Consider the following 14,257-nt stretch of genomic DNA (forward strand, 5'->3'; position numbering starts at 1 on the left):
TTCCTAGCTATGCAGCGCTTACACACTTAATAAACCGTTCTGTTAGCAGTGTTACTGTAGCTTTGTCTGTATAGTGCTGCTTAGCATTCTTCATAATATGCTTTGAGCAAACATTTTTAGATTCTTCAAATTGAGAATTGCAGCTAGCAACAGTATTACCTAAAGCTTCCTGATAGGCTTTATCTGCGCACATAGTTAAAGCAAAATCTGTAGCGCCAGCAATTATTTCATTGATATTTACTGAGGATGTTTCGAGTTTAAAATAGATATCACTATACGTATTAACTTCTGTATTCTTCTTTGACGAAAAATGACTAGCTTTGGCAGTTAAATAATAGCCTATAAGTATGATTGATAATATCACTGTAAAAACCGTTTTCATAATTACCCTTAACACAATAATTAGTATTGCATTGTTTATAAAATAGTTCGATTTTTTACATAAGTACGAGGGAGGGAGACTCTCTACATCCATGTAAGTAGCAAATAAATCCTTGTTATGTAATTACTAAAAACGCAATTACCAACTATTCTTAATTTTAGCATGCAAGATAAATAAATCAAGAATTTATAAACTATTTACTACACGTTATTTAGTAATGTTTATAGTCATTTCTAATATATAAACAGTATTAAACAATTCAGGGCTTAAATGGCGATTAACGCTTAAATTTAGTTTCTAAAATAACAGAAGATGTTGTGCGCTCTACTCCATCCAAATTTCCTATATCGTCTAGTAAATGGCTAAGCTGCTCTAAATTTTGAGCCTGTACTACAGCAATTAAATCAAACTCACCACTTATGGCATAGAGCTGCGAAATTGCATCAATTTGCTTAAGCTCAATATTTGTTTTAGTTGTTAGTTTTTGTCTTACTTTTATAGACACATGAGCTGATACCATTTTACTGAGGTAGTCGTCACCATAATCAACGCTATAGCCTTTAATTACACCCGTTTCTTCTAGTTTGAGCATACGGCTTTGTACCGTTGAACGAGATAAGTCAAGCATGCGAGCAAGATCAGAAATACTCGCTCTAGCGTTTGTTTTTAGTACAGAAAGTAGCTTTTCATCTTGTGGGGTTATCATAATGGTTATTTTCTTCGTTATTTTGACTTTTATTTTAATCATTTTTCACAAAATAGCACTGCAATTTTAACAGCTAACCTTCGATAATGACCTCTACAAGAAATAATAACGTGTTTGCTGAAGAATAAAGGCTATATTCTTCTTTGAGTTAGCAACTAATCTTTTATCTAAGCCCATTAAATTTAGGTGTAAAAATGCAAGTAACAAGAGACTTATTTAACGACGTAATGGTACCAAACTATAATCCATCAGCAATCATTCCAGTTCGTGGTGAAGGTTCACGCGTTTGGGATCAAAATGATAACGAGTTTATCGATTTTGCTGGTGGTATTGCCGTTAACTGTTTGGGTCACTGTCATCCTGCATTAGTTAAAGCATTAAAAGAGCAAGGCGAAAAAATTTGGCATTTATCGAATGTTATGACTAATGAGCCAGCACTTCGTTTAGCTCAAAAAATGGTTGAAGCAACATTCGCTGATAAAGTTTACTTTGCAAACTCAGGCGCAGAAGCAAACGAAGCAGCCCTTAAGCTAGCGCGTCGTTATGCACTGGACGTATATGGCGCTGAAAAAACGCAAATTATTGCATTTAATAAAGGTTTTCATGGTCGCACATTTTTTACAGTAACTGTGGGCGGGCAAGCTGCATATTCTGACGGCTTTGGTCCTAAACCTGCTGACATAGTACATTGTGATTTTAACGATATAGCAGCATTTGAAGCACTGATCAGCGATAAAACATGTGCTGTTATGATGGAACCATTACAAGGTGAAGGCGGTATTATTTCACCAACAGATGATTTTGCTAAAAAAGTACGTGAGCTGTGTACTAAACACAACGCGTTACTTATTTTTGATGAAGTACAAACGGGTGTTGGTCGCACAGGCGATTTATACGCTTATGAAGGTTTAGGTGTTGTTCCTGACATTTTAACAACGGCAAAAGCATTAGGCGGTGGTTTTCCAATTGGCGCTATGATCACTCGTACACCAATTGCTGAGCATTTAAAAATTGGTACTCACGGTTCTACTTATGGCGGAAACGCACTTGCTTGTGCTGTTGCTGAAGCGGCATTTGATACAGTAAATACACCAGACGTACTAAACGGTGTTAAAGAGCGCGAGCAATTATTCCGTGACGGATTAAACGCAATTAACGAAAAATACAACGTATTTAGCGAAGTACGTGGTAAAGGCTTATTAATTGGCGCAGTACTAAATGACAAATTTGAAGGACGTGCACGCGACTTTTTAGTAGCAAGTGCTAATAATGGTTTAATGAACCTTGTAGCTGGCATGAATGTAATTCGCTTTACACCGTCTTTAGTTATTCCGTTCGAAGATATTAAAGAAGGCTTAGCGCGCTTTGAAAAAGCCGTTAGCGATGTAGTAAACGGTTAATATAGTTTAAATTAGCACGCCTACAGGCGTGCTATTGGAGCAAGCAATAAATGCAAGTATTACGTCCTATTACTGCCAATGATTTTGACGCGCTTAAACAAATAGCGATTGAATCCGGTCATGGGTTTACCTCTTTACCTGTGGACGATGCACAGCTTAAAGAAAAAATTGAACGTGCTGAAAAAAGCTTTGCCAAAAACATTAACCAGCCACTTGATGAAAGCTATTTATTTGTTTTAGAGGACAGTGAAACAGGTGACGTTATTGGCACAACCGCTATAGAAGCCGCAGTAGGTTTATCGGTGCCTTTATATCATTATCATTTAGGTAAAACAGTACACCACTCGCCTACTTTAAATGTATATAACACCGTTGATATTTTGAGCATGTGTAACGACTACACAGGTTGCTCTGAAATATGTACATTATTTTTGCGCGAAAATAGCCGTAAAGGTTTAACAGGTCGATTTTTATCACGTTCACGCTTTTTGTTTATGGCTCAGCATAGCGAGCGTTTTGCCGATACTGTTATCGCAGAAATGCGCGGTGTTAGCGACGAAGACGGCCATTCTCCTTTTTGGCAATGGCTGCAAGAGCACTTTTTTAGTATTGAATTTCCAGAAGCGGATCACTTAGTTGGCTTAGGCGATAAGGTATTTATTAGCGAGTTAATGCCTAAATACCCTATTTATGTGAACTTGCTTAGCAAGAAAGCCCAAGCAGTTATTGGGCATGTGCATGAAAAAACAAAACCTGCGCTAAAATTATTAGAAAAAGAAGGTTTTGAGCACAGAGGCTACGTTGACTTATTTGACGCAGGTCCAACGGTTGAAGCAAAGCTTGGTAATATTCGCAGCATTCGTGACTCTCAAGTTTGCCCTATTACTATTGGTGAGCTTGATCACATATCACAAAATAGCTCTGATACGCTGGCTGTATGTAATCAAGGCGTAAGTGGCTTTAGAGCAACATTTACCAAAGACGCACATTACAATCATGCAAAACATACTCTCGTCATTAGCCAAGATGTGGCTAAAGCACTTAATTTAAGTCAAGGAGATGCAGCGCGATTTTTCCGCCTGTAAATTATTTATGAATACACACCTAATTAATAACCAGTGGCATGTGGGCCTTGGTCCAGCATTTGAGTCAATCAATCCAAGTAATGGCGATGTGGTATGGCAAGGTAATGGCGCAAACGCTGATCAAGTAGATTCAGCTATAAAAGCAGCCAGAGCAGCACAGGTACAATGGGCAGATAAGCCGCTTGAAGAGCGTATAGCCATTTTAGAAAACTTCGCAGCTCAATTAAAAGAACACAGTGAAGAATTTGCGACCATAATTGCACGCGAAACAGGTAAGCCATTATGGGAAACCCGCACCGAAGTGGGCGCAATGACAGGCAAAGTAGCTATATCTGTAAAAGCATACCATGAGCGTACCGGTGCAACCGAAAACCCAATGCCAGGTGCAAAAGCGTTTATTAGACACAAACCGCATGGCGTTGTGGCTATTTTTGGCCCGTATAACTTTCCGGGGCATTTACCAAACGGGCATATTGTTCCTGCAATTTTAGCAGGCAACACCGTGATATTTAAGCCATCAGAACTGACACCGCACGTTGCAGAATTCACCCTCTCACTTTGGCTAAAAGCGGGCTTGCCAGCGGGTGTTATTAACCTTGTCCAAGGTGAAATTGAAACAGGCAAAGCGCTTGCTTCTCATAAAGATATAGATGGATTGTTTTTTACCGGTAGCTCAAACACAGGTCACTTACTACATAAGCAATTTGCAGGACACCCTGGCAAAATTTTAGCACTTGAAATGGGCGGTAATAATCCTCTTATTGTAAAAGATGTGAGTGATGTAAGCGCTGCTGTGCACGATATTATTCAATCAGGCTTTATTACCTCAGGTCAGCGCTGTACGTGTGCACGCCGCTTATTTATTGAAAAATCGCTCAATGGCGATGCTATTTTAGAAAAGCTAATAAGCGCGACTAAAAACATAGTTGTAGACGACAGTTTTGCTACAGAGCAGCCTTTTATGGGTGCAATGATAAGCGAAAAAGCAGCATTAGGCATGGTCGCTGCGCAAAGTGAATTAGTGTCAAAAGGCGCGCAAATCCTTGTTGAACTTAAGCAATTAAAATCAGGCACCGGTTTTGTAAGCCCGGGTATTGTTGATGTAACAAACATTACCGACATGCCAGATGAAGAACATTTTGGACCGCTTATTAAAGTGTATCGTTACAACGACTTTGACAGCGCAATTATTGAAGCTAACAACACAAGCTTTGGCTTATCTGCAGGTTTACTTAGCGACAGTGAAGATGACTACACTCACTTCTTAAAGCGCATTCGTGCAGGGATTGTTAACTGGAACCGCCCTATTACGGGTGCCTCTAGCGCAGCTCCATTTGGCGGCATAGGCGCCAGTGGTAATCACAGAGCAAGTGCCTATTATGCCGCCGATTATTGCGCATACCCTGTAGCATCTGTTGAGTCAGACAAAGTGAGTTTACCGCAAACCCTAGCGCCAGGCTTGATAATTGAATAAGCAATAAAACCAAAATTTTAGATTTAAGGATTTAACATGCATACTGATGTAAACACATTATTTGAGAGCCTTTGGAAAAACTACTTAAACGTAACACCATCGGCAGACAAAATTCATGACCTTTTAGGGTCAACGCAAAAAGATGACATTATTAACGATCATATTGCGCTGCGTACGTTTAATATTGAAAAAGTAGGTCTTGAAAAGCTCGCAGCTCATTTTTTAGCTATTGGTTACAAAGAATGTGGTGAGTACCATTTTGAAGCTAAAAAGCTTTACGCAAAACACTACGAGCATAGCGATCCTAATCAGCCAAAAGTGTTTATTTCTGAGCTACTAGTAGAAAAATGCTCGCCTGAGTTACAAGCCATCGTAACCAATATGGTAAGCCAAATTGACGAAAGCGCAGTAACAGCTGATAACTTTTTGTATTCAGGCACGCATTGGCAAGTAAGCACTGATACTTATAAACAACTGCTAGCTGAAAGCGAATATGCAGCATGGATGTCGGCGTGGGGTTACCGTGCTAACCACTTTACTGTAAATATTAATACGCTTGCTAAGTTTAATAACATTCATGATGTTAACCAAGCCCTTAAAGACGCTGGCTTTTCGCTTAATACGTCAGGCGGCGAAGTTAAAGGCTCACCAGAGGTGTTACTAGAGCAATCGTCAACACTTGCTGATGAATACTCTGTTACCTTTAGTGACGGTGATATGAGCATCCCTAGCTGTTTTTATGAGTTTGCTATTCGTTACCCTAAAGCCGACGGTGAGCTTTATACTGGTTTTGTTGCAGCCTCAGCTGACAAAATATTTGAAAGCACCAACGCTCGATAATTACATTTAAAGTACTTTATTTAAAAAGCCCGTTATGGGCTTTTTTTATGTCGGTAAGTTATGTTGATTAATTATAAAAATAACGGTTTATAATCGTTTTCTAACTTTTCAAACGATAAATCGCCAATAAAGCGGCCAAAGCTCAACCAAGTTGCCAAACCGCGTAAGTCTTTAAAGTGTGGTGGCACAAATTGTGGACTCTCTATTACACCTAAATCATGAAGCTGCGATATTAATCTAAAGTCATCTATTGATATTTTACCTACCAGTAATAAAGGGAGTCTATCGATTCGACCAAGCTGTATTGCAACGCGTATTAAGTTATAAACTAGTACAAAGCCTTTAATGTAAGCAATATCTTTTGTAAAAGGCAAACCTGTTGGCGTACTTCCTCTAAATACACGCTGCGCGAGTGTGTAGCTGTCATCTTTTGATAAACCTTGCGCTACGTAATCACGGTAAATGTCTACAAACTCAGCGCCATCTATTACCTTTGTAACCGCTTGAATACGGTTAACTAATTTAGATAAACGCCTTGGAGTCGATTTTAAAGTAATAATTTCGGTAAGTACTGCTAAGCCTTCTTGGGTAATAGTTGAGCTAGGCGTGCCTTTACTCAAACATGTTAAATACGGCTGTGCTAAACCATTTTGAGTGGTACCTACGTGTATCCACCCTTCGTGAACTTCCAATATATCAAGTTCACGCTGAGAAAACTTAACATCTTGATTAAGCTTTATATTATTAGCACCTGCGGCTGCATCACTGACAATACCATCGCTAAGCATTACCTCTACATTTATGCCTGCCATACTGGCATTTACTTGCTCAGACAAAATACGCACAGCATCAACAGCATCAATATTTTTAGGGTCGTCAGGCAGTATGTCGGCTATAAGTAAATTTTGCAGCGGTTTATCTAGCATATTAGCTAGCTCAGAAAGTGAGGGCTCACCAGCATGGAATAAGTCTTTAGGGTGACCAAATAACTCCACCGATAAGTCATGAAACTCTGGCGTACCACGATATTCAAGCATACTTAATACCGTTTTATACTCGGTGCACATTTTTCCCATATATTGAGCAATCGGATTTAACTGCCCCAATTGGTTAATAATGTTACGGTGCAAAGTAGAAAATGCTTGGCGTAACTCGCTAGGTACAAAACCAAGGTCGCGCTGTTGATAATATGCACGATCGATGAGTGGGTTTTTTTGACATTTCTGTCTAAAAAACTCCTCTTTAGTTTGTTTATCCCAATTAATAGCATCGAGTATCCTAATTGGCGTTTGCAATGCAATTAATTGATCCGATAACTCACGAGTTTTTAGTAGTAACGCCTTGTCTATCATGCTCTAAGCTCAACAATAAATGAGTTTTGAGCATAATTTAAAAAAGCGAAATTACAAAGTAATATCACACTTTTTTAGCTATTGTTTTTAGGCTGATCGACCCTCATATCTGTATCGTATGAGTTACTAAACGAAGGGCATAAAACATGAAAAACGAAATCGACAATAAACAGATTTTAGCCGTATATGAACGTATAATTCAAAAAGGTGAAATGACTGATGAAGGCAAGCATTATCAAGGTGTTACTGCTTATTCAGACGTAGATGGTTACACCATATACTTACAAGGTAGCGGCGTAGAACTGCGCTTTGGTTTTCATAATACTTACCACCTTGACTACGAACATGAAAAGCATAAAGACGACTTCTTGAAAAAATTATATAACATTGCAAACGAGAGCTAATGCACCCACGAAAACGTAGACACCGCCCTACCAGTAAGCTCAATACTACTTTTATAAACCAAGTAGTAGAAGAGCTTAAAGCTGCTCCAAGCAAAGTCTCAATTATTCAAGACAATTTAGAACAATACCGTGCTCAAACTCATTTAAAGCGTGGTTTTTTACTGGCTATAGAGCGCTTTGATTGGGTTTTTGAAGCAAGCAAAGATATAGACTTTATTTGCCAGCAAATTTTAGCTGATGACTATATTGGCAATAGACTAAGACGTTACCCCCTACTTTTTAAAGGCGTTATTAATAATGCCTGACCTTTCAAAACCAAGCACTTTAAAACGATAAAACCACAAAGTTTACTCTCTATATAATTTTATTAGAGCACTAAGCAATTGCAGGTTTAGTGCGCTTTTGTATTAAATTAATACTATTAGTACTCTAACTATTACTGCACTAATGATTATTGAACATTTTATTCATTTATTGCTGTAAACAAATCATTACTATTATTTAATTTCAAAATAAAATTCACAAGCCTTTGTTTTAAATAAAATAAAACAAAGTAAAACCTTATCTTCTTTATCGCATTAGTTGCGCTTTTATTAATGATTAATCTACATTTTGGCATCTAGATATTTACTTCAGCCTTGAATTGTTAGAGCTATTACCTTAAGCTTATGTTTATTGAACGTTCAATTAATAAAAATTATGCCTAAAGTCGGAATGGAACCTGTCAGACGTCAGCAGCTAATTGACGCGACTATAGAGTCAGTTGCAACTAATGGACTACAAGGCACAACTATAAACAGCATTAGTAAAAATGCCGGTTTATCGTCAGGCATTATTAGTCATTATTTTGGTGGTAAGCAGGGGTTAATTGAAGCCACTGTTAGATACTTATTATCAAGCTTAAAACAAGGCTTGATAAGTAAAGTAAATAACCAAACGAATGCCATTGAACGTTTAATGATTATTATCGAAGCCAACTTTGCGCTTGTACAACAGCGTAATGATACAACCCGAACGTGGTTAAGTTTTTGGGCGCAATCGATGCATGATGAAGAATTACACAGACTACAAAACGTAAACAGTAAACGCTTGCAAAGTAATTTAGCATTTTCTTTTAAGCAATTAATGCCTATTGAGCAAGCAAAGCAAGCTGCAGAACTTAGCGCCGCAATGATCGATGGCCTATGGTTAAGAGCAGTACTGAGTAAATCAGACAATAATCAGTTTAAACACAGTGAAAAGTTAGCAAAAAGCTATGTACTTTCACTTATCAAGCAATATGGAGCCTAGCGTGACTACACCTGTCTATCAAAATTTTATTAACGGCCATTTTCTTGCAAACCAGAACGGCAAAACATTTGATGTAACAAACCCAGCAACGGGCGAGGTTATTTACGCAGTAGAAATTGCCGACGAATTTATTCAAAACGCAGCCATTGCCAGTGCAAAGCAAGGTTTTGCTCAGTGGTCAGCAATGACACCCATTGAACGTAGTCGCATTTTATTAAAAGCAGTGGCTATTTTACGCGAGCGCAACGATGAGCTGGCACTTGTAGAAGTACTCGACACCGGTAAACCAATGCAAGAAGCAAATTGTGTTGATATTGAAACCGGCGCTGATGTAATTGAATACTTTGCAGGCCTCGCGCCAGCACAAGTAGGCCAACAACAAATGGTTGGTGATGATTTTTACTACACACGTAAAGAGCCATTAGGTATTTGTGCGGGTATTGGTGCATGGAACTACCCACTACAAATTGCATGTTGGAAGTCGGGCCCTGCCCTTGCAGCTGGTAATGCATTTATATTTAAACCATCAGAAGAAACACCACTGGGCGCACTTAAACTTGCAGAAGTCTTTGTTGAAGCTGGCGTACCTGCAGGTGTGTTTAATGTTGTTCAAGGCGCGGGCGATGTAGGCCAGTGGCTAACACAGCATAGCGATATTGATAAAGTATCGTTTACGGGTGAAGTAGGCACAGGTAAAAAAGTAGTGGCAAGTGCTGCCGGTACTTTAAAAGATGTCACGATGGAACTTGGTGGTAAATCTCCATTATTAGTATTTGATGATGCCAACATTGAGCAAGCAGTTAGCGCTGCTATGTTAGGTAACTTTTATACGCAAGGCGAAATTTGTACTAACTGTACACGTATTTACGTTCATAAAAATGTATATCAGCAGTTTATTGATGAGCTTAAAGCGCGCACTGAGAAAAACATTATTGCTGGCGACCCACAAGATTTAAATACTAACTTTGGCGCACTTATTTCTAAAAAGCACCAAGAACTAGTAATGAGCTACGTTAATAAAGGTATTGAAGAAGGTGCAACGCTATTAACCGGTGGTACAACGCTTTCACCTAAATCTGCACCTAATGGCTATTTTGTAGCACCGACTGTGTTTATTGATTGTAATGACGATATGACTATCGTTAAAGAAGAAATATTTGGCCCTGTAATGAGCGTGCTTGTTTTTGACGACGAAGACGATGTTATTGCACGCGCTAACGGGACTCACCTAGGCTTAGCTGCAGGCGTATTTACTAGCGATATTAAACGTGCGCACCGCGTGATTCATAAGTTACAAGCCGGTATTTGTTGGATTAATGCATACGGTAACTCACCTGCTGAAATGCCAGTTGGCGGTTATAAGCAATCGGGTATTGGCCGTGAAAATGGTATACAAACTCTTGATCAATACACGCAAACTAAGTCTATTTATGTTGGTATGGCCGACATAGAAAGCCCATTTTAAGGCGCCTTACTATGAGTAATCATTACGACTATATTATTGTTGGCGCGGGTTCGGCGGGTTGTGTTTTAGCAAACCGTTTATCTGAAGATTCAAGCAACCGCGTATTACTACTTGAAACTGGCGGTAGCGATAAAAGTATTTTTATAAAAATGCCAACCGCGTTATCTATTCCTATGAATAGTGACAAATACGCATGGCAGTTTCATACGCAGCCTGAGCCTCATTTAGATAACCGTGAGATGCATTGTCCTCGAGGCAAAGTATTAGGCGGCTCGTCATCTATTAATGGCATGGTATATGTACGTGGCCACGCAAAAGATTTTGACGAATGGCAGCAACACGGTGCAAACGGCTGGGATTACCAATCGTGTTTACCGTATTTTCAAAAAGCAGAAAGCTTTTACCTTGGTGAAAATACTTACCGTGGTGGCAAAGGCCCGCTTGGCGTTAATAACGGCAACGAAATGAAAAACCCGCTTTACCGCACCTTTATCAAAGCAGGTGTACAAGCCGGTTATGCTTCTACAGATGATTATAATGCGTCACAGCAAGAGGGTTTTGGCCCAATGCACATGACCGTAAAAGACGGCGTGCGCAGCTCTGCTTCTCGTGAGTATTTAGACCCTGTTAAATCGCGTAGTAATTTAACAATTATTACAGGTGCATTAGCACAACGCGTGATTTTAGATGGCAAAAAAGCCACTGGCATTGAATACAAAGTAAATGGCGACGTTAAAACTGCACATGCTGCAAAAGACGTTGTACTAAGTGCAGGGCCAATTGGCTCTCCACATATTTTACAACTCTCTGGTATTGGTGATACTCAAGCGCTTGAAAAAGCAGGCGTTGAAGTACAGCATCATTTACCTGGTGTTGGTCAAAACTTACAAGATCATCTTGAGTTTTACTTTCAATACAAGTGTAAGCAACCTATCACGCTTAACGGCAAACTAGGCATTGTTTCAAAAGGATTGATTGGCGCGCGCTGGTTATTAACGCGTTCGGGTTTAGGTGCAACGAATCATTTTGAATCGTGTGCGTTTATTCGCTCAAAACCAGGTGTTGAATGGCCAGATATTCAGTATCACTTTTTACCAGCGGCTATGCGTTACGATGGTAGAAGTGCATTTGCAGGTCATGGTTTTCAGGTACATGTTGGTCATAACAAACCAAAAAGTCGCGGTAGTGTCACTATTGCTTCTGCGAATCCTGAGCAACCACCAACCATTTTATTTAATTACCTTGAACACCAAGACGATATTGAAGGTTTTAGAGCGTGCGTTCGCTTAACACGCGACATAATCGAACAAAGTGCCTTTGATGAATACCGCGATGAAGAAATTCAACCCGGTAAACATATTCAAACAGATGAAGAAATAGATGCCTTTGTACGCCAAGCCGTAGAAAGTGCCTACCACCCTTCTTGCTCATGTAAAATGGGTGAAGATGATATGGCCGTTGTTAACTCAAATACGCAAGTACATGGTATTGAAGGACTACGTGTTGTTGACTCATCTATATTCCCAACTGTTCCTAACGGAAACTTGAATGCTCCTACTATTATGGTTGCCGAAAAAGCAGCTGACATAATTTTAGGTAAAGACCCATTACAGAAATCGGATGTGAATGTTGCCATAACAAAAAACTGGCAAGAAACACAACGTAGTACGGAGATCTAACTTTAGCCACATGCTTAGGTTTAGTCTCGTCGGGCTAAACCAATGCGTGCCTTGCAGTGGCACACGATGTAAATAGGTTACGTTGTGTTAATGCGAGAATAAAACAATAAAATACGGAGTGCTTATGAATTATTTTTATTCATTACTGGAGGGTAACAATGACTATTTGGCTTAATGCAGGGATCATTTTTACCTTACTTGCCATTATCACTATTTTAATTAAATGGGGTAATGTTCGCGTAGTAGGTGTAACACCAGTTCGAACCTTTACGTTTATAGCAATACTATTTACTTCTGGCCTAGATGTTGGCCTTATCATGTTTCCTTTAACTGAGTTTGCAGGTTATGCAGACATAAAAGCAAGCCCAGAATACGCGTTTGCAAATCCACTGGCTATTGAGTTTGGCTACTGGGGATTTTTGATCTGGGGATTTTACTTTCTTACGTGCTTTTATTTCTGTGTAATAGAACCTAAAGTGAAATTTTTCGAAATTCCTTGGGTTAAATTTATCAATAACGTTGTAATTATTGGTACATGTGCATTTACCGCTTATTTGCTGCTTACAAACCTACCGTGGTATTTACCCGAATTAGGTGATGGAACAAGTATAGTTTCTGAGTTTTACTTAATTGTGTTTGCTGCTATCTGTTTTGCTGTGTACTCAAGTACTGATATTAAATATGTACGTATTTTAAGTATTTCTACTACCTGGTTATTTTTAGCTTTAATCGCCTTTATGTGGGCTGGCGCATTTGTGATTGGTGATAGTCAAATGTCAGCATTTACAGATAACTTAGGCTCTATTGGTACTTACTTTGCGAACATTAATGAATTTGTTTTACCGCTTAATGATTACCATGAGTTCTACTTATTCTGGTGGTTTGCGTGGAGCATAATGATTGGTCAATTTACATCACGCTTTGTTGGTGGACTTAAAACATACCAAGTATTAGGTGCTATGTTGATTTTCCCTTCTATTCCTATTGCGATTTGGTTTAGCGTACTTTATCACTACCATGAAGCCGGCATTCCAACTCAAGGCATTAAAAACTTTGCAATGGTATTTGTAGGTATTGTATTTGTAATTAACTCACTCGATTCGTTAGTGCGTTTATATACAGATAACCTAAACTTTACCGTAAAGCGTTTTGGCAAAATGAAATACATGATCGGAAATGTTGTCGCTTTATCGTTACTTACACTATTGTTTAAATTAGAATTTTTACAAATTCAGTGGGTAGGCGCATTGGTTATTGGATTGTTCTTTATCTGTGCTGGTTTTATCGGATACAGCAAGTTTAAAACAGTTACAAACATAGACAGCTCACCAAAAGCAAACGAAATTGATTACACAAAAATAGACACAGTACACTAGGGATTAATAATGAATAACAAACTAAAACAACTTGTAGTAGCACTACCATTTGCAGTTTTATCAACAACCGCAGCTGCTGATTGGTCAACAACAATCACTGCAGCGTCTGACTACACTTTTAATGGTGTAACACAAACAGATAGCGATCCTGCAATTCAAGGCAGCTTAGACTATGCCTTTGATAGCGGTGTTTACGCCGGTGCATGGGCTTCAAACGTAGATTTTGGTGACGATACTGATTTTGAACTTGATGCTTACGTAGGTAAATATGTACAACTTGATGAGCAATTTAGCGTTGATTACGGTATCGCTTATTACACTTATCAAGGTAATAACAGCGATGGTAACTACGCTGAAGCTTACACTAAATTTGGTTATGCAAGTGAATACGGCCAAACTGAGCTTAACTTTTGGTACAGCTGGGATTACTTTGGTTACGATACAGGCCACGTTATTTCGATGATCGCTCACACTTATGAGCTAGCTCCTAATCATGCACTACGTGCAAGCTTTGATATTTCAAACTCACTTGATGGTGATAAGTTTGAGTGGGATCAAGCTAAGGGAGACAAATCGTATTATCACTACCGTCTAGCATATCAAACAAGCTACGAAGGTTTTGGTATTGAAGTAGCTGCTGAAAACACAAGCTTAGATTACGATTATGCTGATGAGCGTATTGTACTTGCTATTTCACGCACATTTGATCTTTAATACAATAATTACTGATTAAACAAAAAATGCCACTCTACTTAGAGTGGCATTTTTATTTGTAAACTGACTAACTAACTAACTAACTAACTA

At 38.9% G+C, this 14,257-nt stretch carries 14 protein-coding genes; 11 read left to right on the top strand and 3 right to left on the bottom strand.

The features are described from left to right. Positions 1 to 7: 7 nt before the first annotated feature. Positions 8 to 382: a hypothetical protein gene (locus tag GQR39_RS12960; RefSeq protein ID WP_121954573.1), complete on the bottom strand. Its 375-nt coding sequence runs from the start codon at positions 380 to 382 to the stop codon at positions 8 to 10. Positions 383 to 659: 277 nt separating this feature from the next. Continuing rightward, a complete protein-coding gene (locus GQR39_RS12965) occupies positions 660 to 1,088 on the bottom strand; it encodes an Lrp/AsnC family transcriptional regulator (RefSeq protein WP_002958609.1) in 429 nt (142 codons plus the stop codon). Positions 1,089 to 1,282: 194 nt separating this feature from the next. On the opposite strand from GQR39_RS12965, the gene GQR39_RS12970 reads away from it, so the two are divergent. The 4 genes from GQR39_RS12970 to GQR39_RS12985 are packed head-to-tail and all read left to right on the top strand — an operon-like array spanning position 1,283 to position 5,887. Next, the gene (locus GQR39_RS12970; protein WP_121954574.1) at positions 1,283 to 2,488 is read left to right on the top strand and encodes an aspartate aminotransferase family protein; all 1,206 of its coding nucleotides are present in this window, start codon (positions 1,283 to 1,285) and stop codon (positions 2,486 to 2,488) included. A gap of 50 nt (positions 2,489 to 2,538) precedes the next feature. Then, positions 2,539 to 3,573, top strand: a complete 1,035-nt coding sequence (gene astA / locus GQR39_RS12975) for an arginine N-succinyltransferase (RefSeq protein WP_007580762.1) — start codon at positions 2,539 to 2,541, stop codon at positions 3,571 to 3,573. Between the two features lie 7 nt (positions 3,574 to 3,580). After that, positions 3,581 to 5,047: a succinylglutamate-semialdehyde dehydrogenase gene (gene astD / locus GQR39_RS12980; protein WP_165735798.1), complete on the top strand. Its 1,467-nt coding sequence runs from the start codon at positions 3,581 to 3,583 to the stop codon at positions 5,045 to 5,047. Positions 5,048 to 5,083: 36 nt separating this feature from the next. Further along, complete coding sequence (locus tag GQR39_RS12985) at positions 5,084 to 5,887, top strand: DUF1338 domain-containing protein (RefSeq protein ID WP_165735799.1); 804 nt, start codon at positions 5,084 to 5,086, stop codon at positions 5,885 to 5,887. A 71-nt stretch (positions 5,888 to 5,958) separates the two neighbouring features. Here the strand turns inward: GQR39_RS12985 and GQR39_RS12990 are convergent, their stop codons facing one another. Beyond that, positions 5,959 to 7,239: a flavohemoglobin expression-modulating QEGLA motif protein gene (locus tag GQR39_RS12990; RefSeq protein WP_008169642.1), complete on the bottom strand. Its 1,281-nt coding sequence runs from the start codon at positions 7,237 to 7,239 to the stop codon at positions 5,959 to 5,961. A 146-nt stretch (positions 7,240 to 7,385) separates the two neighbouring features. Here GQR39_RS12990 and GQR39_RS12995 point away from each other — a divergent pair, with 146 nt between their 5' ends. The 7 genes from GQR39_RS12995 (at position 7,386) to GQR39_RS13025 (ending at position 14,167) form a co-directional block, all read left to right on the top strand. Next, positions 7,386 to 7,643, top strand: a complete 258-nt coding sequence (locus GQR39_RS12995; RefSeq protein WP_165735800.1) for a DUF3081 domain-containing protein — start codon at positions 7,386 to 7,388, stop codon at positions 7,641 to 7,643. Then, positions 7,643 to 7,948 carry a hypothetical protein gene (locus tag GQR39_RS13000; protein WP_165735801.1) on the top strand — a complete coding sequence of 102 codons (306 nt, stop codon included), beginning with the start codon at positions 7,643 to 7,645 and terminating at the stop codon, positions 7,946 to 7,948. The genes GQR39_RS12995 and GQR39_RS13000 overlap by 1 nt, the downstream gene beginning before the upstream one ends. 409 nt (positions 7,949 to 8,357) lie before the next feature. Further along, on the top strand, positions 8,358 to 8,933 hold the full coding sequence (gene betI, locus GQR39_RS13005; protein ID WP_197113118.1) for a transcriptional regulator BetI: 576 nt from the start codon (positions 8,358 to 8,360) through the stop codon (positions 8,931 to 8,933). Between the two features lies 1 nt (position 8,934). Then, a complete protein-coding gene (gene betB, locus GQR39_RS13010) occupies positions 8,935 to 10,398 on the top strand; it encodes a betaine-aldehyde dehydrogenase (protein WP_024591762.1) in 1,464 nt (487 codons plus the stop codon). A gap of 11 nt (positions 10,399 to 10,409) precedes the next feature. After that, positions 10,410 to 12,077, top strand: coding sequence for a choline dehydrogenase (gene betA, locus GQR39_RS13015; RefSeq protein ID WP_024608401.1), 1,668 nt, complete (start codon positions 10,410 to 10,412; stop codon positions 12,075 to 12,077). A 158-nt stretch (positions 12,078 to 12,235) separates the two neighbouring features. After that, entirely contained in the window at positions 12,236 to 13,453 is a 1,218-nt protein-coding gene (locus GQR39_RS13020; protein WP_024592192.1) for a BCCT family transporter, read from the top strand. Positions 13,454 to 13,462: 9 nt separating this feature from the next. Then, complete coding sequence (locus GQR39_RS13025; protein ID WP_165725462.1) at positions 13,463 to 14,167, top strand: TorF family putative porin; 705 nt, start codon at positions 13,463 to 13,465, stop codon at positions 14,165 to 14,167. The last annotated feature ends 90 nt before the right edge of the window (positions 14,168 to 14,257 follow it).

This window comes from Pseudoalteromonas sp. C8 (assembly GCF_011378685.1).
GTDB classification, from domain to species: domain Bacteria; phylum Pseudomonadota; class Gammaproteobacteria; order Enterobacterales; family Alteromonadaceae; genus Pseudoalteromonas; species Pseudoalteromonas arctica.